We start from the raw sequence: 21236 nt of genomic DNA on the forward strand, positions 1-21236 counted from the left end.
GCGCAAGGCGCGAAAGGTCACAATGTTGTCGTCTGGCACCTTCAACCCCTACGGGCAGGAACGCAGCACCTGGATCCGTCTGCGCACGCTTATCCTGCTGCGCTGGGTGGCCATCGCCGGGCAGCTCGCGGCGCTTGCGGTGGCGCAGGTGGTTTACGGGCTTCGGCTGGAGGTGGGGCTGTGCTATCTCGCGGTTGGCGCCTCGGTGATCGGCAATCTCATCGCGATCTTCGTGTTTCCGCAGAACAAGCGGCTGACGGAATCCGAGAACCTGCTCATGGTGATGTTCGACCTGCTGCAGCTGGGTTTCCTGCTGTATCTGACCGGCGGGCTACACAATCCCTTTGCCATGCTGCTGCTGGCGCCGGTGACGATCTCTGCCAACGTGCTGGGGCTGCGTTCGACCCTGCTGGTGGGCGGGGCGGCGATCCTGCTGGTGACGGTGCTGGCGAGCAACCATATGCCGCTGATGCTGGAAGACGGCACGATCCTCAAGCTGCCGCAGCTCTTCGTCTTCGGGAACTGGGTGGCGATTACCATCGCCGTGCTGTTCATGGGAGCCTATTCGCGGCGCGTGAGCTCGGAAATCCAGTCGATGACCGAGGCGCTGGCGGCGACACAGATGGCACTGGCGCGCGAGCAGAAGCTGACCGACCTCGGTGGCGTGGTGGCGGCGGCAGCGCACGAGCTGGGCACGCCGCTGGCGACGATCAAGTTGACCAGCGCCGAGCTTTACGAAGAGCTGGAGGACCGGCCCGAACTCCAGGAGGACGCTGCGCTGATCAGGCAGCAGGCCGACCGCTGCCGCGACATCCTGCGCGACATGGGGCGCGCCGGAAAGGACGACCTGCACCTGCGCCAGGCGCCGCTGAGCGCGGTTCTGGCCGAGGCCGCCGAGCCGCACCTGGGGCGCGGCAAGGCGATCCATTTCGCCGAGATGCCGGACAGGGAGGCGTCGGCGGTGCCTTCGATCCTGCGCAAGCCCGAGGTGATCCACGGGCTGCGCAACCTGGTGCAGAACGCGGTGGACTTCGCGCGGGCCAATGTCTGGATCGAGTCGGCATGGACAGACGAGCGGATCTCGGTGCGGATCCTCGATGACGGGCGCGGCTTTCCGCCGCATCTGATCGGACGGATCGGCGATCCCTTCGTGCGTCGCCGCCGCAGCGAGAGCGACCGGCGCTCGCGGCCAGAATACGAAGGCATGGGACTCGGCCTGTTCATCGCCAAGACGCTGCTGGAGCGCACCGGGGCAGAACTAAGCTTTGCCAACGGACCCGACCGAACCGAGCTTGACACCGACGCCGGCCCCCGGATCGGTGCGGTGGTCGAGGTCTCATGGCCGCGCGCCAAGATCGATGCCCAGCACAAGGACAACGCCGTGCCGCTGGGGGCAAACCAGCCGATCCGAATCTGACCGGCCCCTCGCGGACGTTAAGCCTGCATTAACCAATGTCCGAAAATATGCCGGCATGATCCGGCAACGAGGGATATTCGGGTGATGATGGCAGCGCAGTTGCAGGACTGGGTCCTGATCGGGGGGGCAAGCCTGCTGGCGGCGTTGATCGCGGTCTGTGTTCTCATGCCCGGACTTGCGCGGCGCAACCGAGGGCCTGGCCCGCTGGGAGATACCGCAGTCTGGCTGTTCGACGGCAACGACCTGCTCGACCTGTCCGACCGTGCGCGGATCCTGTTCGACGGCGATGCCCAGCGCCCCGACTGGGCCAGCCTCTGCAACTGGCTGCGGCGGCAGTTTCCCGGTGTTCCCAGTGAACAGACCCTGATCCGCAACGCCATGCGGATCAGCGTGCCCTCGGTCGGACCGGACGATGACACCGAACTGATCTGCGAATGGCTGAACGGCATCATCCGGGTCGAACTCAGCGAAGGCGGTGCAGCGCCGGGCGGCAATGGGTTACTGCTCGCCCAGCGGCAGGAACTGGCGACCCTGCGCGGTGCGGTGGAGCATTCTCCCTTTCCGATCTGGCAGGTGACCGAGGAAGGGCAGGTGCGCTGGACAAACCCGGCCTATGCCCGTCTCGACCGGCAAAAGGGGCCGGATCAGAGCCGCCCGCTGTTTCCCCTGCTCGTCGCGGCCGGGTCGGGCAAGCGGCGGCTGCCGGTGGTGACGCCCGAGGATGGCGCCAAGCGCTGGTTCGACGTGTCGGTGGTGACCGAGGGCGCAGGCGCGCTGTGCTATGCCATCGACGCCGACGCCATGGTCGAAGCCGAGGACGCCCAGCGCCAGTTCGTGCAGACGCTGGCGAAGACCTTCGCGCAGCTGTCGATCGGTCTGGCGATCTTCGATAGAAACCGGCAGCTTGCCCTCTTCAACCCGGCCCTTGTCGACCTGACCGGGCTTTCGCCCGAGTTCCTGACCCTGCGGCCCAACATGCTGTCGTTCTTCGACCACCTGCGTGACCGCAAGATGATGCCCGAGCCGAAGAACTACAGCAGCTGGCGGCACCGGATGGCCGACCTCGTCGCCGCCGCCTCGGACGGGCGCTACCACGAGACCTGGTCGCTGCCCTCGGGTTCTGTCTACTCGGTGAGCGGGCGACCGCATCCCGACGGGGCAATTGCCTTTCTCTTCGAGGATATCACCGCCGAGATCACGCTGACCCGGCGCTTCAGGTCCGACCTGGAAATGGGCCAGTGCATTCTCGACAGGCTGGACCATGCCATTGCCGTCTTTGCCGCCGACGGCAGCCTGACCGTCACCAACGCTGCCTATCGCGAGCTCTGGTCGGTGGACCCCGATAACAGCTTTGCGCAGATCTCGGTGATCGAGGCGACACGGACCTGGCAGAAGCAGTGCAAGGCCAGCCCGCTCTGGGGCGAGATCCGCGATTTTGTCGGCCTTCGCGAGAACCGCACGGACTGGTGGGCAGATGTCCAGTTGACCAGCGGCGAACCGGTCTCCTGCCGGATCATTCCGCTGCAGAAGGGCGCGACGATGGTGTCGTTCCAGCGGCTGGCGCGGGCCTCGACACCGCTGCGCAACGACCGGGCCACCGCCGCGGGCGCACACGGCTGATCCCGCTTGCGGCGGGTTCGGGGCGAGGCCATTGTAGCCGGATGGTCGATGCCCCGCTTACCCTTGCACTTCCCTCGCCCGAGGCCACCGGGCGCCTTGCCGAACGGCTCGGCGTGCGCCTGCATCCGGGCGATACGCTGCTGTTCGAGGGGCCGATCGGCGCCGGCAAGACGCATTTCTGCCGCCACCTGATCCGTGCCTTGCTGGAGCATGACGAGGACATCCCCTCGCCAACCTTCACGCTGGTGCAGAGCTATGACAGCCCGGCGGGCGAGATCTGGCACGCCGACCTTTACCGGCTGGGAGACGTGAGCGAGCTGGTCGAGCTGGGTTTGGACGAGGCTTTCGAGACCGCGATCTGCCTGGTGGAATGGCCCGACCGGCTGGGCGTGATGACGCCGCTCTCGGCGTTGACGATCAGCCTTGCGCCCGACGCGATGCTGGAGGACACCCGGCGCATCACCTTCACCTGGAGCGATCCGAAATGGGCCGCACGACTGGAATTCCTGCAAGATGACTGACCGAAAGACCCTGGCCGACGCCTTCCTTTCCACCACCGTCATGGCCGGGGCCAACCGGGGACCGCTGGCCGGCGATGCATCGAACCGCCGCTACGAACGGTTGCGCGATGGCACGGGGCGAACAGCGGTATTGATGGACGCGCCGCCGGAGAAGGGCGAGGACGTGCGCCCCTTCGTGCGCATCGCGCGGCACCTGCACGGGCTGGGGTTGAGCGCACCGGAGATTCTGGCCGAGGATCCCACCAACGGCTTCCTGCTGATCGAGGACCTTGGCGACGACCTCTACTCGCGGGTGATCCCGCGCGATCCGTCGGTCGAGGCGGAGCTTTACCGCGCCGCGACCGAGGTTCTGGTAGTACTGGCCGATGCACCGATGCCCGCGCTTGCGCCCTATGGGCCCGAGCGGATGACCGAGATGGCCTGCCTGGCCTTCAGCAAGTATCGCGACCCGGTGGTGGGGCAGGACGCGACGGCGCAGTCGGAATTCGCGGCGCGGTTCCGCGAGATCATGGAGCGGACGACGGGCGGCAAGCCCGTGCTGGCGCAGCGCGATTACCACGCCGACAACCTGCTATGGCTGCCCGAACGGGAGGGCGCGGCGCGGGTCGGGCTGCTCGACTTCCAGGACGCGATGGCGGGGCATCCGGCCTATGACCTTGTCTCGCTTTTGCAGGACGTGCGGCGCGATGTTTCGCCGGAGGTCGAGGCCGAGATGCTGGCGCATTACATCGCCCGCACCGGAGCGGACGAAACCGCCTTCCGCACCGCCTACATGGTGCTGGGTGCCCAGCGCAATCTGAGGATCCTGGGCGTGTTCGGGCGGCTGGGGCTCGATTACGGCAAACCGCATTACGTCGACATGATCCCCAAGGTCTGGGCCCATGTGATGCGCGACCTCGACCATTCGGCGCTGGAGCCGGTCGCCGATCTGCTGCGGGCCAGCCTGCCCGCGCCGACGCCCGAGGTGCTGGCAAAGTTGAAGCGCGCATGACCCTGCCGGTGCTGATGTTCGCCGCGGGCTTCGGGACGCGCATGGGCGCGCTGACCCGCGAACGGCCCAAGCCGCTGATCGAGGTCGCCGGGCGGCCGCTGATCGACCACGCGCTGGACCTCGTGCAGGGTATCGGGGCCACGCAGATCGTGGCGAACGCGCATTACAAGGCCGGGATGCTGGCGGCTCACCTGGAACCAAGGGGTGTGGCGATCTCGCAGGAGGTGCCCGATATCCTCGAAACCGGCGGCGGGTTGAAGGCGGCGCTGCCGTTGCTGGGTGACGACACGGTGATAACGCTCAACACCGACGCGATCTGGAAGGGGCCGAACCCGCTGGCGCAGCTGCTGGCGCAATGGGACCCGGCGCGGATGGACGCGCTGCTGATCTGCGTGCCGGTGGCGCGGACGGTGGGGCGCGAGAAGGGGGGCGACTTCTGTCTCGATGCAGAAGGCCGGATCTCGCGCAGTGGCGACTACGTCTATGGCGGCGCGCAGGTGATCGCGACCGCCGAGGTGGCGGGGCATGAGGGGCGGGTATTCTCGATGAACGAGGTCTGGGACAGGATCGCGGCGCGTGGGCGGTTGTTCGGTGCCGTCTACTCGGGGCGTTGGTGCGACGTTGGGCATCCCGAGGGCATCCGGATCGCCGAAAACCTGTTGTCAGAGCCTGATGTTTGAACCGACCGACAAACCGCGCGTCTTCGCGCTGCCCTCGGGCGCCGACTTTCCGGCAGAGCTGTTGGCGGGGCTCGACGCGCGGCTGGCCGGGCAGCCGCCCGAAGCGGCTGCCCGGGTTCACCTGATCGTCAACACCCAGCGGATGGCGCGGCGGATAAGGGCGCTGCAGGACGCCGGTCCGCCGAGGCTGTTGCCGCTGCTGTCGCTCATCACCGACCTCTCGGCGCTGGCCCCGACCATGCCGGTGCCCGAAGCCAATTCCGGCCTGCGCCGCCGGCTGCAACTGGCGCAACTGGTCTCGCTGCTGCTCGACCGGCAGCCGGATCTGGCGGCGCGGGCCTCGATCTATGACCTCGCCGACAGCCTCGCCGGGCTGATGGACGAGATGGCCGAGGAGGGCGTCGCGCCGGGCACGTTGCACGGGCTCGACGTGGCCGACATGTCGGGCCATTGGGCGCGGGCGCTGACCTTCATCGGAATCGCCGAGGGCTATGCCGAAGCGGATGGCGCGCTCGATCCGGCGCGGGTGCAGCGGCAGGCGGTCGAGGCGCTGATCGAACGCTGGGCGGTTGATCCGCCGCGGCATCCGGTGGTGATTGCCGGTTCGACCGGGTCGCGGGGCACGACGCTGATGTTGATGGAGGCCGTCGCGCGGCTGCCGCAGGGCGCGGTGATCCTGCCGGGCTTTGACATTGACCAGCCGGGCACCGTCTGGGCCGACCTGTTGCGCACCAGCGGGGCCGAGGATCACCCGCAATACCGTTTCGCGCACCTGATGGACCGGCTGGACCTGACCCCCGGCGATATCGCCGGCTGGACCGATACACCGCCGCCTGCGCCGGCGCGCAACCGGCTGGTCTCGCTTGCGCTGCGGCCCGCGCCCTTCACCGATGCCTGGCTGGACGAAGGCCCACGGCTTGGCGATCTGGGCGCGGCGACCGGGGCGATGACGCTGGTCGAGGCGCCGGACCCGAGGAGCGAGGCGTTGGCCATCGCCCTGCGACTGCGTGAAGCGGCGGAAACCGGGCAGACGGCGGCGCTGATAACCCCGGACCGGATGCTGACGCGGCGGGTCACAGCCGCGCTCGACCGCTGGGGGATCGTGCCCGACGACAGCGCCGGGATGCCGCTGCACCTCTCGCCGCCGGGCCGCTTCCTGCGCCATGTCGCGGCACTGTTCTGCGAACGCCTGACGGCCGAGGCGCTGATCACCCTGCTGAAGCATCCGCTATGCCATTCGGGGCCGGAACGGAACCAGCACTTGGTGAACAGCCGGAATCTGGAACTTCACCTGCGCCGTCATGGCCCGGCGTTTCCCGATGGGCCGAGCCTGGCGGCCTATGCCCACACGCTGGAGACACCGCCCGCTGCCTGGCTCGACTGGCTTGCGGCCGGTTTCTTCACACAGCCGGTTTCCGGCGAACTGGCGCTGACCGACTGGGTTGCGCGGCTGCGGCAACTGGCCGAACTGCTGGCGGCAGGCAGCTCCGGCCCCGGCTCGGGCGGGCTCTGGGAACAGGCCGCCGGGCGCGAGGTGCTGAAGACGCTGACTGCTTTGGAAACCGAAGCGGCGCACGGCGGCGCAATGGCGGCGCGCGACTTCTCCGACCTGCTGGGGGCGCTGCTGCAAGCGGGCGAAGAGGTCCGCGACCGCGACAAGCCGCATCCCGGCATCCTGATTTGGGGCACGCTGGAGGCCCGGGTGCAGGGCGCCGAGCTGCTGATCCTCGGTGGGCTGAACGATGGTTCCTGGCCCGAGGTGGCACGGCCCGACCCCTGGCTGAACCGGGCGCTGCGCCTGCAAGCCGGGCTGTTGCTGCCGGAGCGGCGGATCGGGCTTTCGGCGCATGACTTCCAGCAGGCCATCGCCGCGCCCGAGGTCTGGCTGACGCGGGCGATCCGGTCGGACGACGCCGAAACCGTGCCCTCGCGCTGGCTGAACCGGCTGACCAACCTGCTCGACGGGCTGCCGGGTACCGGGAAAGAGGCGCTGGCCGGGATGCGGCAGCGCGGCAAGCACTGGCTCGACCTCGCCGAGGCGGCGGAAGAGGCGCCCCGGATCGAGGGCGCGCGGCGCCCGTCGCCGCGCCCGCCGGTCGAGGCGCGGCCGAGGCGGTTGTCGATCACCGAGATCAAGACGCTGATCCGCGACCCCTATGCCATCTATGCCCGCCACGTCCTGCGGCTGAACCCGCTCGACCCGCTGGCAATGGAACCCGACGCGGCACTGCGGGGGAACGTGGTGCATGACATCCTCGAGGCCTTCATCAAGGAAGTGCGCGATGATGCTGGCCTGCTGACGGCCGAGCGGTTGCTCGACCATTGCGCGCGGGTGCTCGAGTCCGATGTGCCCTGGCCCGCCGCGCGGCGGCTGTGGCTGGCCCGGTTGCGGCGGATTGCCGGTGATTTCGTCGCGGCGGAACAGGGGCGGCAAGCTCTGGCGCGACCCGAACATCTGGAGATCAAGGTGCGCGTGCCGCTGCCGGGGGTGGATTTTATGCTTACCGGGCGCGCCGACCGGATCGACGTCGACGCCGAGGGCAATCTGCTGATCTACGACTACAAGACGGGGCATGTGCCCACCGCGAAGGAACAGAAGCATTTCGACAAGCAATTGCTGATCGAGGCGGCGCTGGCCGAACGCGGGCTGTTCCCCGAGATCCCGGCTGCCCCGGTGGCAGCGGCGCTGTTCCTCGGCATCGGCAGCAGCCTGTCGGAACAACCCGCGCCATTGGACGAAGAGAGCGCGACCGAGGTGCTGGCCAAGCTGGTGCTGCTGATCCGCCAGTATCACCGGGCCGAGCAGGGGTTCACCGCGCGGCGGATGCTGTTCAAAGACAGCGACCGGGGGAACTATGACCACCTCGCGCGCTTCGGGGAATGGGACGCCAGCGACGAGGCAGCGCCGGAGGTGCTGAAATGAAGCGTGACGCGGCAACCGAAGCGCAGGTGCGCGCGGCGCGGCCCGATGCCTCGACCTGGCTGGCGGCGAATGCGGGGTCGGGGAAGACCCGCGTGCTGACCGACCGGGTGGCGCGGCTGCTGCTTGACGGGGTCGAGCCGCAGAACATCCTCTGCCTGACCTATACCAAGGCGGCTGCGAGCGAGATGCAGAACCGACTGTTCCGGCGGCTGGGGCAGTGGACCATGCTCGACGATGCCGGGCTGGCTCAAGAATTGGACGTCCTGGGCGTGGAGGGTGCGCTGACACCCGACCGGATGCGCCATGCCCGCACGCTGTTTGCCCGCGCCATCGAGGCGCCGGGTGGGCTGAAGATCCAGACCATCCACTCGTTCTGCTCCTCGCTGCTGCGGCGCTTCCCGCTCGAGGCCGGGGTCAGCCCGCAATTCGCCGAGATGGAAGACCGCGCGGCAAAGCTGCTGGTCGGGCAGATCGTCGAGGCCATGGCCGATGGGCCGCAACGCCCGCTGCTTGACGCGCTTGCCGCGCATGTCTCGGACGCGCGGCTGGAGGAGTTGCTGGGCGCGGTGCTGAAGCACCGGCTCGAACTGTCGCGCCCCCGCGACGAGGCCGCTTTGTGCCGTCTCTTCGGGTTGGAGCCTGGCATGGACGAGGCAACGCTGCTGGCCGAGGTCTTCGACCGTGACGATCTGCGCAGCATCGCAGCGCTGGCGCAGGCGATGGCGGCGGGGTCATCGACCGACCAGAAGAATGCCGCAAAGCTCGCGCTGGTCAAGACGGCGGACCTTGCCGCTCTGGAGCTGCTCGAAGGCGTCTTCCTGACCGGCGCGAAGGCAAAAGAGCCGTTTTCGGCCAAGATAGGCTCTGTTCCTACCAAGGCGACGGCCAAGGCCCATGCCGCGCTGGTGGCCGATATCGAACCGCTGATGCTGCGCGTCGAGGCCGCGCGCCCGCTGCGCGCCGCGCTTGCCGCCCTGCGCAAGGCACAGGCGCTGCACGCCTTCGCCGCCGCCTTCCTGCCAGAATATGAACGCCAGAAACAGCTGCGCGGGCTGCTCGACTTCGACGACCTGATCCTGAAGGCGCGGCAGTTGCTCAACGACCGCTCGGTGGCTGCCTGGGTGCTCTACCGGCTTGACGGCGGCATCGACCATATCCTGGTGGACGAGGCGCAGGACACCAGCCCCGACCAATGGGACGTGGTCGAGAAACTGGCGCAGGAATTCACCACGGGCGAGGGGGCAAGGGCGGATGTAAGGCGCACGATCTTCGTGGTCGGCGACAAGAAGCAGTCGATCTATTCCTTCCAGGGTGCCGACCCCGGCGCCTTCGACCGGATGCAGGCCGAGTTCGGGCGGCGGCTGCAGGCGACCGGCGAAACCCTGTTCGACCTGACGCTAGAATATTCCTTCCGGTCTGCCGAGGCGATCCTGCGGCTGGTGGACAACGTTTTTGCCGGCAAGGAACAGGCCGGTTTCCCGGCGGGCGGGCGGCACCGGGCCTTCCATTCCGACCTGCCGGGGCGGGTGGACCTCTGGCCGGTGATCGCCAAGACAGACGAGGAGGAACGGCCCGACTGGACCGATCCCGTCGATCGGCCCGGTGCGCAGCATCACGAGGTGGTGCTGGCGCGGCAGGTGGCCCAAGCGATCCGCGGGATGATCGACGGCAATGACACCATACCCGACCGCGACAAGGGCGGGCTGTTCCGACGTCCGGTGCGCCCCGGCGACGTGCTGGTGCTGGTGCAGCGCCGTTCGACCCTGTTTGCCGAGATCATAAGGGCCTGCAAGGCGGCGGGGCTGCCGATTGCCGGGGCCGACCGGCTCAAGGTGGGGGCCGAGCTGGCGGTCAAGGATCTCGCCGCGCTGCTCCGTTTCCTCGCCACGCCCGAGGACGACCTCTCGCTGGCGGCTGCGCTGCGCTCGCCGCTGTTCGGCTGGAGCGAACAGCAGCTCTTCGACCTCGCGCACCGGCGCGGGCCGGGGCGGTTCCTGTGGAACGCGCTTTACGACCGCAGGGCCGAGTTCGAGACGACGGTCGCCATTCTGACCGACCTGCGCGGCAATGCCGACTTCTTGCGCCCCTTCGACCTGATCGAACGGATCCTGACCCGGCACGGCGGGCGCAAGGCTTTGCTGGGCCGACTGGGCAGCGAGGCCGAGGACGGGATCAACGCGTTGCTGGCGCAGGCGCTGGCCTATGAGTCCTCCTCGGTGCCCAGCCTGACCGGCTTCCTGGTCTGGATGGAAACCGACGATCTCGAGATCAAGCGCCAGCTGGGATCGGCGGGCGACATGATCCGGGTGATGACGGTGCATGGCTCGAAGGGGCTTGAGGCGCCCATCGTGATCCTGCCGGACACCGCCAACCGCAAGATCGATCCGCGCGGCGACCTGGTCGAGGTCGATGGCATGCCGCTCTGGCGCGTGCCCGCCGATGCGATGCCCCCGGCGATGGCCGAGGCCCGCGCCGCGTTGGTGGAGCGCGAGGCGGAAGAACGGCTGCGGCTGCTCTATGTGGCTCTGACACGGGCCGAAAAGTGGCTGATCGTCTGCGCGGCGGGCGAGACCGGGGCAAGCTGGTACGACCTGGTCGAGGCCGGAATGCGCGCCTCGGGAGCGGTCGAGGCGGAGCAACCCTTCGGCCTGGGCCTCTCGCTCGTCGAGGATGACTGGTGGGATCTGCCGCTGCGCGAACCCGAGCGGGTGGAACGCGCGAAGGTCGCCCTACCGGAGGTGTTCGAGCGCCCGGCAGCAGTCCCGGCGGCGCTGCCCGAAACGCTGAGCCCCTCTGACCTGGGCGGGGCCAAGGCGCTGCCCGGGGCGGATGGTGACGAGACCGAGGCGGCAAAGCTGCGCGGCACGCGCATTCACCGGCTGCTGGAGCATCTTCCGACGGTCGATGCGGCGGAACGCGGGGCCCTGGCCGAAGTGCTGCTCGCCTGCGCGACGGATGACGAACGCGCCTTTGCTCTGGCCGAGGCCACGGCGGCGCTCGATCATCCCGAACTCTCCCATCTCTGGGGCGCGGAGGTGCTGGTCGAGGTGCCGGTGACCGCGAGCATAGGCAACCGGCGCATCCACGGCGTGATCGACAGGCTGCTGATCGGCGAGGATTCGATCCTGGCGGTCGACATCAAGACCAACGGAACCGTCCCGGCTCGCGCCGAGGACTGCCCGGAAGCGATCCTGCGGCAGATGGGCGCCTATGCGGCGGCGCTGGCGCAGATCTGGCCGCGGCGCAGGATCGAGACGGCGGTGCTCTGGACCCGCGCCGCTTCCTTGATGCCCCTTCCGCACGATCTTGTGACAGAAACCCTGGGGCGCACCCAAGATCTTGACCTCGGGGCTTCTGCTACCTAGGTTTCCGAACCTGACACATCCCTCCAGGAGACCCCGCATGTCGACCGTTGCCGTGACCGACGCCACCTTCGATGCCGAAGTGAAGAATTCCGATATCCCCGTCGTGGTGGATTTCTGGGCCGAATGGTGCGGCCCCTGCAAGCAGATCGGCCCCGCGCTGGAGGAGCTTGCCAAGGAATACGAAGGCAAGATCAAGGTTGCCAAGGTCGACGTCGACAGCAACCCGAACTCGGCCGCCGCCATGGGCGTGCGCGGCATTCCGGCGCTTTTCATCTTCAAGGACGGGCAGGTTGTGAGCAACCGCGCCGGCGCCGCGCCGAAAGCGGCCCTGCAGAACTGGATCGACTCGTCGATCTGATCCGGACGGCAACCCTGGGTTACGGCGCTCCTACGGGGCGCCGTTTCCATTTGCCCTCCATGCCACCGCGTAAGAGCCCGCCCTTGTGCCGCGCACGGCGGTTGGCCATATACCCTTGAAGCAAAACGCGGAGGATGCATGAGCACGCAGGACTTTCCCGGCTGGCACGGCACCACGATCATCGGAGTCCGCAAGGGCGGCGAGGTGGTGATTGCCGGCGATGGCCAGGTCTCGCTGGGCCAGACCGTGATCAAGGGCACCGCCCGCAAGGTTCGCCGGCTGACGCCGGGCGGGCAGGATGTTGTTTGCGGCTTTGCCGGGTCGACCGCCGACGCCTTCACGCTGCTGGAACGGCTGGAGAAGAAGCTCGAGGCGACACCGGGCCAGCTGCAGCGTGCCTGCGTCGAGCTGGCGAAGGACTGGCGCACGGACAAATACCTGCAAAAGCTCGAGGCGATGCTGATCGTGTCGGACGGGCGCGACCTGCTGGTGATCACCGGTGCCGGCGACGTGCTGGAGCCGGAACATGACGTCACCGCCATCGGCTCGGGAGGAAATTACGCCCTGGCGGCAGCCCGGGCACTGATGGACAGCGACAAGAGCGCCGAGGAGATCGCCCGCAAGGCAATGGCGATCGCGGCCGATATCTGCGTCTATACCAACGGCAAACTGACGGTGGAAACGATCCGTGGCTGAGCCACCGGCGGAGATCGGCACCGACGATATCCGCGCCGCGGTGGCCAGCGGGCTGCTGAGCGAACGGCAGGCGGCGGCGCTGACCGCGCTGGCGCACAGCCGCCGCGGCGCGCGCGAGGATCTGGCGGCGGGCGACGAACCCTTCGAGCTGTTTCGCGGGTTCAACGAGATCTTCATCATGGTGGGCCTGTCGATCCTGGCGGCCGGCTGGATCGGGATCGCGGCCTGGTGGGTCTACGACGACCTGACCGTGTGGAAGTCCTCGCTGGTAACGATCTGTTCGATCACCGCCGCGTTGATCTGGCTGCTATCCGAGTATTTCATCCGCATCCGGCGGATGGTCGGGCCGGCGATCCTGCTGACCATCTTCTTTGCCGCCAATGCCGTCTTCGGGCTGGCGCAGTGGCACGCTCAGGTCTTCATGCTGGCGCAGGAGGATTATTCCAGCCTGATCCTGCCAGGATTCCTTGCCGTGGCGGCGACAGGTGTTTTCTGGCTGCGCTTCAAGGTGCCCTTTGCGATGGCGCTGATCGCGCTGGGGCTGTTCGCAACCGCTTTGCTGATTGCCGCGACCAGTGCGGGCAAACCGCAATCGGTCACCGAACTCTTCGTGCTGTCCGGCCAAGGCGGCTTCGCCTGGGTGACGCTGGCGCTTGGTCTTGCAACCTTCGTGGTGGCAATGCTGTTTGACGGCAGCGATCCGCATCGGGTGACGCGGCGGGCGGCGCAGGGGTTCTGGCTGCACCTCGTCGCGGCGCCGATGATCATCAACACGGTGGCGCTCTCGCTGCTCGATCGCGGCACGGTGGCGGCTCAATGGCAGATCCTGGCAATGATGGTGCTGTTCGCCGTGGTCGCGGTGGTGATCGACCGCCGCTCGTTCCTGCTGGCGGCGATCAGCTATGTCGTTTCGGTCATCGTGGCGCTGAACCCGCTGACCGAGGATATCGCCTTTGCCGCGCTGATCCTGGCGCTCGGGCTGTTCCTTGTCCTTCTCGGTGCCTTCTGGGCCCGCATTCGTGGCGCGCTGGTCGCCGTCCTGCCGCTGGGCGGGCTGCGCCGCCGCCTTCCCCCCATTCACTAGAGGTTTCCCATGACCGATCTGACCCCCCGTGAAATCGTGAGCGAACTCGACCGCTACATCATCGGCCAGAAGGACGCCAAGCGCGCCGTGGCCGTGGCGCTGCGCAACCGCTGGCGGCGCAAGCAGCTGGCGGATGACCTGCGCGACGAGGTCTACCCGAAGAACATCCTGATGATCGGGCCCACCGGCGTCGGCAAGACCGAGATCAGCCGCCGCCTGGCCAAGCTGGCGCGGGCGCCCTTCATCAAGGTCGAGGCGACCAAGTTCACCGAGGTGGGCTATGTCGGGCGGGACGTCGAGCAGATCGTGCGCGACCTCGTCGACAGCGCCATCGTCCAGACCCGCGAGCACATGCGCGAGGACGTGAAGGCGGCGGCGCGCAAGGCGGCGGAAGAGCGGGTGATCACCGCGATTGCGGGCGAGGACGCGCGCGAGGGCACGCGCGAGATGTTCCGCAAGAAGCTGATGGCGGGCGAGCTGGACGATACGGTGATCGAGCTGGACCTGGCCGATACGTCGAACCCGATGGCGATGTTCGACATCCCGGGCCAGCCGGGCGGCAACATGGGGATGATGAACCTCGGCGACCTGCTGGGCAAGGCGATGGGCGGGCGCAAGATGCGGCGGCGGATGACGGTGGCCGAGAGCTATGACTTGCTGATGGGGGAAGAGGCGGACAAGCTGCTCGACGACGAGACGGTGACGAAGAGTGCACTGGAGGCGGTGGAGCAGAACGGGATCGTCTTCCTGGACGAGATCGACAAGGTCTGCGCGCGGGCCGAGACGCGGGGGGCGGATGTGAGCCGCGAGGGGGTGCAGCGCGACCTGCTTCCGCTGATCGAGGGCACGACCGTTTCAACCAAGCATGGGCCGGTGAAGACGGATCATATCCTGTTCATCGCAAGCGGCGCGTTTCATATCGCCAAGCCGTCGGACCTTTTGCCGGAACTTCAGGGGCGGCTGCCGATCCGGGTGGAGCTGCGGGCGCTGACGGAGGAGGATTTCGTGCGGATCCTGACCGAGACGGATAACGCGCTGACCCGGCAGTATACGGCGCTGATGGGGACCGAGGAGGTCACGGTCAGCTTTACCGAGGACGGGATCGCGGCGCTGGCGCGGATTGCGGCGGAGGTGAACCGGTCGGTGGAGAATATCGGGGCTCGGCGGCTTTACACGGTGATGGAGCGGGTCTTCGAGGAGCTGTCCTTCTCGGCGCCGGATCGGTCGGGCGAGACGGTGGTCGTGGATGCGGCTTTCGTGGACAAGAACCTGGGCGAGCTGGTCGCGAAATCGGACCTCAGCCGCTACGTCCTGTAGGGCGTTTTCAGGTGTCCCAGCTAGGACGGGGGGTCAAGCCATTGATTTCCCTATATATACCTCGGGAGTGAATCCAGGACATTGCCAGGACGGGCTGAAATCCGACCTGGCGGAGCCTAGCGACCGCGTTTGAGGTAGACGTAGAAGGCACCTTCGCCGCCGTGGCGGATATGGGCCGAGGTGACTTGCAGGACGGCCTGGGCCAGCGGCGGGATCTCGAGCCAGTGCGGCACCTGGCGGCGCAGGATGCCGCGCGGGGTGGGGTAGAGGATGCCATGATCCTCGGCGCGGCCCTTGCCGGTGATGACCAGCACCAGCCGCTTGCCGTCCGCCTGGGCGCGCAGGATGAAGCGGATCAGCGCCGGGTGCGCGGCGTCGAGCGTCATGCCGTGCAGGTCGATCCGCGCCTCGGGGACGAGACGGCCGCGTTTCATCCGCCCGAAGTTGCCGTGATCCATGCGCAGCGCCGGGGCCGGCGTGGGGCGGGGCGGCGGTTCGGGCTTGGCCACCGGCGATTGCGCGGCGCGCGGCTGGGGGGTCTTGGTCGGCTTGGGCTTGGGACGCGCGACCGGCGCAGTGGAGCGTTCGGGGTGCATCCGCTCGGCCCGCTCGACGACCTTGTGCCAAAGCTCGATCTCTTCGGCGGTGAGACGGCGGCGCGTCATCCCTCGGCGTCCGGGGCGAGGGCGTAGGCGGTCTGGATCGGCATCAACACCACCATGCGGCCCGGATCCTTGAGCGTGCCTGCCGCCGAACCGGCCGCATCGCCGGTGCCGAAGAAGATATCAGCGCGCTGCGCGCCCTTGATCGCCGCGCCGGTATCTTGCGCGATCATCAGCCGGTGCATCGGTCCTTCGCCGGCCTTTTCGATCCAGACCGGCGCGCCGAGCGGCACATAGGCCGGGTCGACGGCGATCGAGCGCAGCGCGGTCACCGAACGGTTCATCGCGCCAAGCGGGCCATCCTTGGCCGGAACCTTGCTGACTTCGCGGAAGAAGACATATGAATCGTTGTGGTTCAGCAGTTCTTCGCCCTCGGCCGGGTTGCGCCGCACCCAGTTCTTGATGACCTCGGCGCTGACCTGATGCGCGGCATAGATCCCGCGACGGACGAGTTCCACCCCGATCGAGCGGTAGGGCTGACCATTGGCGCCGCCGTAGCCCACGCGCAGCATCTTGCCGTCGGGCAGGCGGATCCGGCCCGAGCCCTGGATCTGAAGGAAGAAGAGCTCGACCGGATCGTCGACCCAGGCGATTTCGAGCCCGCGGTTCTTCATGATATCGCCGCCGAGGATCTCGCGCCGGGTCAGCCAGGGGGTGGTGGCCTTGGCTTCGTCCGGCATCCGGTAGATCGGGTAGCGGTAGCGTTCGCTGGGAAAGCGCGAACCTTCGAGTTCAGGCTCGAAATAGCCGGTGAAGAGGGCGGGGGAGCCGTCGCGGATCAGGACCGGGCGGAAGAACAGCTCGAAGAAGGCGCGGGCGCCCTCGGGTTTCTGGGAATAGGCGACGGCGCAGAGCGCCTCCCATTCCTGGCCCGGCATGTCGGCGCAGGTATTGCGGAAAACGGCCAGCGCCGCGGCGTGATCGTCGCGGGGCCAGCCTTCAAGATCGGCAAAGGAAAGGACCGTGTAGGTCGTTTCGGCATTTGCGCCCGTGGCGGTCATCAGCGCCCCAACAAGACAGACCGCCCGGAGCGCCCCGATCATGCGTCGGTTGCAACCAGCAGCCAGTTCGGATCGGTCGACCCCATCACGCGGGAGAAGGTCCAGCTGTCCTTTTGCCGCTTGATCGCGGTCGGGCTGCCTTCGATCACGTCGCCGCCCTTGTCGCGGACAACCGAAGTCATCTCGGCGACAAAGCGCATGGTGATCTCGGCGCGGTTGGTGTCCTTGTCGAAGGTCACTTCCTGCACCTTGACCTCGCGCACGCCGATGAATTCGGCCTCGACCGTCAGGCCCTTGTCCTCGCGCGCGGCGACGCCGTCTACGAAGGCCTGGAAGACGTCTTCCGACAGGAAGGGCTTGATGTCGTCGAGATGACCACGTTCGAAGCCCATCAGGATCATTTCATAGGCACTGCGGGCGCCCTGGATGAATTCGGTCACGGAGAATTCCGGCTCGATCCGCTTCATCGCCGCGAGGGCGCGCGCGTTGTCGCTGTCCTTCTCGACGTGGTCGGCAATATCGTGATCCGGGCCACCCTCGATCACCTCGAAGCCACGGCGGGCCGGTGTCGGCGCCGGGTTCGGCAACGGTGGTTTTTCGAAACCATCCCGGGTTCCCAGAACGCTTTTAAGGCGCAGGATCAGGAAGATGGCGATGCCAGCCAGTACCAGGAGCTGGATCAGGGGCGAGTTCATATGCACCTCATGTCACGCGGCAATCTTTGTAAGCGCGGCTTAGACACCTTATGTAGGTGCTGTGCCGGGCCAAGTCCACCGCCCTGCCATGCTGAAAAGGACCTGTTTATGCATCTGTTTCTGGCTTTTCTGCTGGTTCCGATCATCGAGATTGCCCTGTTCATCCAGGTTGGTGGTCTGATCGGGCTTTGGCCGACGCTTGCCATCGTCGTGGCGACGGCGGTTCTGGGCAGCTGGCTGATGCGCGTTCAGGGGAAGCTGGCGCTGGCGCAGCTGAGCCAGTCGTTCTCGGAATTGCGCGATCCGACCGAGCCGCTGGCGCATGGGGCGATGATCCTGCTGGCGGGCGTTCTGCTGCTTACGCCCGGGTTCTTCACCGATGCGGTGGGCTTCGCGCTGCTGATCCCGCCGGTGCGACTGGCGGTGATGCGGTACCTCTCGACCCGCATCAAGGTGCAGCGCTTCCAGATGGGTCCGGGGCCGCGCCCCGGGTTCCAGGATCGGGGCGGCGATGTGGTCGAGGGCGAATACGAGGAAGTGACCCGGCGTCAGGGTGCGGACAAGGGCCCTTCGGGCTGGGTCAAGGGGCCGGACCGTCATTGAGATGACGCCCGCAAGCTGATAAGCAGCGCCAAATTCGGTTTCATGAGGAGAATTGCGATGTCCGAGAACGGCGCTGCCACGAACGGGGCCCAGCCGCCCCAGGTGCAGATGAATATCCTGGGACAGTTCGTCCGCGACCTGTCGTTTGAAAACATCATGGCGCAGAAGGGTGCGACCGGCGAGGTCCAGCCCGATATCAGCGTGCAGGTGAACCTCGACGCCAAGAAGCGCCCGGCGGAAGGGCAGTTCGAGGTCAACATCAAGCTGAAGATCGAGTCGAAGTCGAAGCCGACCGGCGACAAGCTGTTCCTGATGGAAGTGGACTATGTCGGCGTCTTCGCCATCGCCGGCGTGCCGGAAGAGCAGCTGCATCCGTTCCTGCTGATCGAATGCCCGCGGATGCTGTTCCCCTTCCTGCGCCGCATCGTGAGCGACGTGACCCGCGACGGTGGCTTCCCGCCGCTGAACCTGGAGAACATCGACTTCGTGCAGATCTACCGTGCCGAAGTGGCCCGCCGCCAGGCGGCCGCCCAGCCGGCGCAGGCCTGAGTCAGGCCCGCCAGAGGGCCTCTTCGCCCAGCTTGGCGACAAAGGCCTCATGCGCTTCACGCTCCGCCTCGGTGATCCGGGGCGGAAGCTTTTTGGGGCGGGGCTGCGGCCGCCAGAGTTCGCTCTCGCCCCGCGCCGTGCCCGAGGGTTCGGTCGAAAGCGCGAAGTCGGGCTGACGGCCGCCGGTCAGTTCCAGATAGACCTCGGCCAGGATCTCGGAGTCGAGCAGGGCTCCGTGCAGGGTGCGGGCCGAGTTGTCGATGCCGAAGCGGCGGCAGAGCGCGTCGAGCGAAGCGGGCGCGCCGGGGAAGCGCTTGCGGGCGATCAGCAGGGTATCGACGGCGCGGTCGAAGGGGATCGCGGGGCGGTTCAGCCACTTCAGCTCGGCGTTGATGAACTTCATGTCGAAGCTGGCGTTATGGATCACCAGTTTGGCGTCGCCGACGAAATCGAGGAAGGCCTGGGCGATCTCGGCGAACCTGGGCTTGTCCGACAGGAACTCGGCCGAGAGACCGTGCACCTCGAAAGCCTCCTGCGGCATGTCGCGTTCGGGGTTGATGTACTGGTGGTATGTCTGGCCGGTGGCGACGTGGTTCCAGAGCTCGACGGCGCCGATCTCGACGATGCGGTCGCCGCTTTCGGGGTCGAAACCGGTGGTTTCGGTGTCGAGCACGATCTCACGCATGGGCGATCTTCCTCCTGATGTCGGCCACCACATCCTGCACCTGCTGGCGCGCATGGTCGAGGGTGTCGGTGACGATCACGTAATCGGCGCGGGCGCGTTTGTCGGCGTCGGGCATCTGCTTGGACTTGATGAGCAGAAACTGCTCGCGGGTCATGGTGCCGCGCTCCAGCACCCGGCGTTCCTGGGTTTCGGCATCGACCGAGACCACGGCAACCGCGTCGACACGGGCTTCGCCGCCGGTTTCGAGCAGCAGCGGGATGTCGAGCACGATGATATCGGCCGTCGCCGCCTGCTTGAACGCCTCGCGGTCGGCGCCGACCAGCGGGTGGACGATGGCTTCGATCTGCTTAAGTGCACCGGGATCGGCGGCGATGATCTGTTTCAGCACGTTCCGGTCCACCGCCCCGTGGACGATCGCGGTGGGAAAGACCGCGGCCAGGGGCGCAACGGCTGCCCCGCCGGGGGCATAGAGGCGATGGACGGCGGCATCGGCATCCCAGAGCGCGCAGCCCATCTCGGTGAAGAGTTTCGCCGTGGTGCTCTTGCCCATGCCAATGGAGCCGGTGAGGCCGAGGAGAAAGCTCATGCCAGCACCGCCGCGCGGGTGGGTTCGTCCATCGTGGGACGCTCGCCGAACCAGCGTTCGAAGGCCGGAACCGCCTGGCAGATGGTCATGCCGAGGCCGTCAACTGTGATGCAGCCGAATTGCTCGGCTTCCTGCAGCATATGCGTGCGCAGGGGCGTATAGACGAGATCGACCACCACGGTGCCCGGACGCAGCCCGTCGAGCGGCACGCGCAGCTCGGGTTTGCCGACACCGCCGAGCACGGTCGCGTTGACCACCAGGGCCGCGCCGTCGATGGCATTGCCGGCCTGGACCCAGTCGACCACGCGAACACGCTGGCCGAAGTCTTCCTTGAGCTTTTCGGCGCGCACGCGGGTGCGGTTGGTCAGCAGGATCTCGGGCACGCCGGCGTCGGAAAGCGATGCGATCACCGAACGCGCCGCCGCCCCGGCGCCGAGCACGACGGCGGTGCCGTTGCGGGCGGACCAATCCGGCGCGGCGCGGCGGATGCTTTCGATGAACCCGTAGCCTTCTGTATTGTCGGCGTGGATCTTGCCGTCCTTGCGGAAGATCAGCGTATTGGCGGCACCGATCAGCGTGGCGCGGTCGGTGATGAGATCGGCGATGGACATCACCGTCTCCTTGTAGGGCGCGGCGATATTGACGCCGACAAAGCCCATCTTGGGCAGGGTGCGGATCACTTGCGCCAGGTCGGCCTGGACGATGTCCATCGGGACGTAGACGCCCGGAAGGTGCATCGCCTTCAGCCAATGTCCGAAGATGCGGGGCAAGCGTGATTGCGCGACCGGCGACCCGATCACGCCGGCCAGTGGGATGCGCTGGTCGGTCATGTTTCCGTCAGTCCTCTCAGGACGAAGTAGTTAAGAAGTTCGATCAGCGGCATTCCGAGGATTGTAAAGAGGTCTCCTTCGATCGAGCTGAAGAGCCGCACGCCTTCTTCCTCGATCTTGTAGCCTCCGACCGAGTAGCGGATGCTCTCCCAGTTGCGGTTCACGTAGGATTCGATGAAGGCGGGCGTAAGATCGCGCATCCGGATACGAACCTGGCCGACGTGACGCCATACCACCTGCCCATTCTCGATGACCACCGCAGCCGAGAGCAGCATGTGCCGCTTGCCCTGCATCCGGGCGAGCTGGATTACCGCCTCTTCCGGTGTTTCGGGCTTGGAGAGCACCTCGCCGTTCAGGTCGAGCACCTGGTCGCTGCCGATCACCACGGCCTCGGGGCGCTTTTCGGCGATACGGCGGGCCTTCAGCTCGGCCAGGGCATCGGCGACATCGCGCGGCTTGGCGCCTTCGGCCTCGAGCGCGCGGCGCACTGCCTCTTCGTCGATGCGCGGTATCGCGATCTCGAACGGGACCCTGGCCCGGCGCAGCATGTCTGCGCGGGTCTCGGAGCCTGAGGCGAGGATGATCGGGACAGCCATGTGGAAAACTCGGGGGCAACAGCGTGAATCTGACGGGATGGTTTTGGGCATTTTGGC

Annotated in this window: 20 protein-coding genes; 13 read left to right on the top strand and 7 right to left on the bottom strand. The window is 67.1% G+C overall.

The features are described 5' to 3' along the window. The first annotated feature begins 22 nt into the window (after positions 1-22). The 11 genes from regB (at position 23) to hslU (ending at position 14972) form a co-directional block, all read left to right on the top strand. Entirely contained in the window at positions 23-1417 is a 1395-nt protein-coding gene (gene regB / locus IE266_RS01715) for a sensor histidine kinase RegB (protein ID WP_189678302.1), read from the top strand. Positions 1418-1501: 84 nt separating this feature from the next. Beyond that, complete coding sequence (locus IE266_RS01720) at positions 1502-3037, top strand: PAS-domain containing protein (RefSeq protein WP_189678303.1); 1536 nt, start codon at positions 1502-1504, stop codon at positions 3035-3037. A gap of 41 nt (positions 3038-3078) precedes the next feature. Continuing rightward, entirely contained in the window at positions 3079-3558 is a 480-nt protein-coding gene (gene tsaE / locus IE266_RS01725; protein WP_189678304.1) for a tRNA (adenosine(37)-N6)-threonylcarbamoyltransferase complex ATPase subunit type 1 TsaE, read from the top strand. Further along, positions 3551-4549, top strand: coding sequence for an aminoglycoside phosphotransferase family protein (locus IE266_RS01730; protein ID WP_189678305.1), 999 nt, complete (start codon positions 3551-3553; stop codon positions 4547-4549). Before tsaE ends, IE266_RS01730 begins: the two co-directional genes overlap by 8 nt. After that, positions 4546-5229: a nucleotidyltransferase family protein gene (locus IE266_RS01735; RefSeq protein ID WP_189678306.1), complete on the top strand. Its 684-nt coding sequence runs from the start codon at positions 4546-4548 to the stop codon at positions 5227-5229. The genes IE266_RS01730 and IE266_RS01735 overlap by 4 nt, the downstream gene beginning before the upstream one ends. After that, on the top strand, positions 5222-8152 hold the full coding sequence (gene addB / locus IE266_RS01740) for a double-strand break repair protein AddB (RefSeq protein ID WP_189678307.1): 2931 nt from the start codon (positions 5222-5224) through the stop codon (positions 8150-8152). Before IE266_RS01735 ends, addB begins: the two co-directional genes overlap by 8 nt. After that, positions 8149-11517 carry a double-strand break repair helicase AddA gene (gene addA, locus IE266_RS01745; protein ID WP_189678308.1) on the top strand — a complete coding sequence of 1123 codons (3369 nt, stop codon included), beginning with the start codon at positions 8149-8151 and terminating at the stop codon, positions 11515-11517. The genes addB and addA overlap by 4 nt, the downstream gene beginning before the upstream one ends. Before the next feature lie 37 nt (positions 11518-11554). Continuing rightward, positions 11555-11875 (top strand): thioredoxin, encoded by a 321-nt coding sequence (gene trxA, locus IE266_RS01750; protein ID WP_189678309.1) that lies wholly within the window; start codon positions 11555-11557, stop codon positions 11873-11875. A gap of 138 nt (positions 11876-12013) precedes the next feature. Then, on the top strand, positions 12014-12571 hold the full coding sequence (gene hslV, locus IE266_RS01755; protein ID WP_189678310.1) for an ATP-dependent protease subunit HslV: 558 nt from the start codon (positions 12014-12016) through the stop codon (positions 12569-12571). Continuing rightward, positions 12564-13655 (top strand): hypothetical protein, encoded by a 1092-nt coding sequence (locus IE266_RS01760; RefSeq protein ID WP_229863861.1) that lies wholly within the window; start codon positions 12564-12566, stop codon positions 13653-13655. Before hslV ends, IE266_RS01760 begins: the two co-directional genes overlap by 8 nt. A 9-nt stretch (positions 13656-13664) precedes the next feature. Continuing rightward, positions 13665-14972, top strand: a complete 1308-nt coding sequence (hslU, locus tag IE266_RS01765; protein WP_189678311.1) for an ATP-dependent protease ATPase subunit HslU — start codon at positions 13665-13667, stop codon at positions 14970-14972. A gap of 116 nt (positions 14973-15088) precedes the next feature. Here the strand turns inward: hslU and IE266_RS01770 are convergent, their stop codons facing one another. The 3 genes from IE266_RS01770 to IE266_RS01780 are packed head-to-tail and all read right to left on the bottom strand — an operon-like array spanning position 15089 to position 17330. After that, positions 15089-15637 (bottom strand): Smr/MutS family protein, encoded by a 549-nt coding sequence (locus tag IE266_RS01770; RefSeq protein ID WP_189678312.1) that lies wholly within the window; start codon positions 15635-15637, stop codon positions 15089-15091. Next, positions 15634-16677, bottom strand: a complete 1044-nt coding sequence (gene mltA / locus IE266_RS01775) for a murein transglycosylase A (protein ID WP_189678313.1) — start codon at positions 16675-16677, stop codon at positions 15634-15636. The genes IE266_RS01770 and mltA overlap by 4 nt, the downstream gene beginning before the upstream one ends. Beyond that, entirely contained in the window at positions 16674-17330 is a 657-nt protein-coding gene (locus IE266_RS01780) for a Tim44/TimA family putative adaptor protein (protein ID WP_189678314.1), read from the bottom strand. Before IE266_RS01780 ends, mltA begins: the two co-directional genes overlap by 4 nt. A gap of 108 nt (positions 17331-17438) precedes the next feature. Between IE266_RS01780 and IE266_RS01785 the strand changes: the two genes are divergently transcribed. After that, positions 17439-17933, top strand: a complete 495-nt coding sequence (locus tag IE266_RS01785) for an FxsA family protein (protein WP_189678315.1) — start codon at positions 17439-17441, stop codon at positions 17931-17933. Positions 17934-17990: 57 nt separating this feature from the next. Continuing rightward, a complete protein-coding gene (secB, locus tag IE266_RS01790) occupies positions 17991-18482 on the top strand; it encodes a protein-export chaperone SecB (RefSeq protein ID WP_189678316.1) in 492 nt (163 codons plus the stop codon). Position 18483: 1 nt separating this feature from the next. Here the strand turns inward: secB and dnaQ are convergent, their stop codons facing one another. The 4 genes from dnaQ to IE266_RS01810 are packed head-to-tail and all read right to left on the bottom strand — an operon-like array spanning position 18484 to position 21179. Then, entirely contained in the window at positions 18484-19167 is a 684-nt protein-coding gene (dnaQ, locus tag IE266_RS01795) for a DNA polymerase III subunit epsilon (RefSeq protein WP_189678317.1), read from the bottom strand. Further along, positions 19160-19753 (bottom strand): dephospho-CoA kinase, encoded by a 594-nt coding sequence (coaE, locus tag IE266_RS01800; protein ID WP_189678318.1) that lies wholly within the window; start codon positions 19751-19753, stop codon positions 19160-19162. The genes dnaQ and coaE overlap by 8 nt, the downstream gene beginning before the upstream one ends. Further along, complete coding sequence (locus tag IE266_RS01805; protein ID WP_189678319.1) at positions 19750-20583, bottom strand: shikimate dehydrogenase; 834 nt, start codon at positions 20581-20583, stop codon at positions 19750-19752. The genes coaE and IE266_RS01805 overlap by 4 nt, the downstream gene beginning before the upstream one ends. After that, complete coding sequence (locus tag IE266_RS01810; protein WP_189678320.1) at positions 20580-21179, bottom strand: Maf family protein; 600 nt, start codon at positions 21177-21179, stop codon at positions 20580-20582. The genes IE266_RS01805 and IE266_RS01810 overlap by 4 nt, the downstream gene beginning before the upstream one ends. Positions 21180-21236: the final 57 nt, after the last annotated feature.

This window comes from Seohaeicola zhoushanensis, assembly GCF_014656415.1.
GTDB lineage: Bacteria > Pseudomonadota > Alphaproteobacteria > Rhodobacterales > Rhodobacteraceae > Seohaeicola_A > Seohaeicola_A zhoushanensis.

Coding starts and splice junctions, on each gene's coding strand:
- regB (WP_189678302.1), top strand. CDS start 23: ATGTTGTCGTCTGGCACCTTCAACCCCTACGGGCAGGAACGCAGCACC.
- IE266_RS01720 (WP_189678303.1), top strand. CDS start 1,502: ATGATGGCAGCGCAGTTGCAGGACTGGGTCCTGATCGGGGGGGCAAGC.
- tsaE (WP_189678304.1), top strand. CDS start 3,079: ATGGTCGATGCCCCGCTTACCCTTGCACTTCCCTCGCCCGAGGCCACC.
- IE266_RS01730 (WP_189678305.1), top strand. CDS start 3,551: ATGACTGACCGAAAGACCCTGGCCGACGCCTTCCTTTCCACCACCGTC.
- IE266_RS01735 (WP_189678306.1), top strand. CDS start 4,546: ATGACCCTGCCGGTGCTGATGTTCGCCGCGGGCTTCGGGACGCGCATG.
- addB (WP_189678307.1), top strand. CDS start 5,222: ATGTTTGAACCGACCGACAAACCGCGCGTCTTCGCGCTGCCCTCGGGC.
- addA (WP_189678308.1), top strand. CDS start 8,149: ATGAAGCGTGACGCGGCAACCGAAGCGCAGGTGCGCGCGGCGCGGCCC.
- trxA (WP_189678309.1), top strand. CDS start 11,555: ATGTCGACCGTTGCCGTGACCGACGCCACCTTCGATGCCGAAGTGAAG.
- hslV (WP_189678310.1), top strand. CDS start 12,014: ATGAGCACGCAGGACTTTCCCGGCTGGCACGGCACCACGATCATCGGA.
- hslU (WP_189678311.1), top strand. CDS start 13,665: ATGACCGATCTGACCCCCCGTGAAATCGTGAGCGAACTCGACCGCTAC.
- IE266_RS01770 (WP_189678312.1), bottom strand. CDS start 15,637: ATGACGCGCCGCCGTCTCACCGCCGAAGAGATCGAGCTTTGGCACAAG.
- mltA (WP_189678313.1), bottom strand. CDS start 16,677: ATGATCGGGGCGCTCCGGGCGGTCTGTCTTGTTGGGGCGCTGATGACC.
- IE266_RS01780 (WP_189678314.1), bottom strand. CDS start 17,330: ATGAACTCGCCCCTGATCCAGCTCCTGGTACTGGCTGGCATCGCCATC.
- IE266_RS01785 (WP_189678315.1), top strand. CDS start 17,439: ATGCATCTGTTTCTGGCTTTTCTGCTGGTTCCGATCATCGAGATTGCC.
- secB (WP_189678316.1), top strand. CDS start 17,991: ATGTCCGAGAACGGCGCTGCCACGAACGGGGCCCAGCCGCCCCAGGTG.
- dnaQ (WP_189678317.1), bottom strand. CDS start 19,167: ATGCGTGAGATCGTGCTCGACACCGAAACCACCGGTTTCGACCCCGAA.
- coaE (WP_189678318.1), bottom strand. CDS start 19,753: ATGAGCTTTCTCCTCGGCCTCACCGGCTCCATTGGCATGGGCAAGAGC.
- IE266_RS01805 (WP_189678319.1), bottom strand. CDS start 20,583: ATGACCGACCAGCGCATCCCACTGGCCGGCGTGATCGGGTCGCCGGTC.
- IE266_RS01810 (WP_189678320.1), bottom strand. CDS start 21,179: ATGGCTGTCCCGATCATCCTCGCCTCAGGCTCCGAGACCCGCGCAGAC.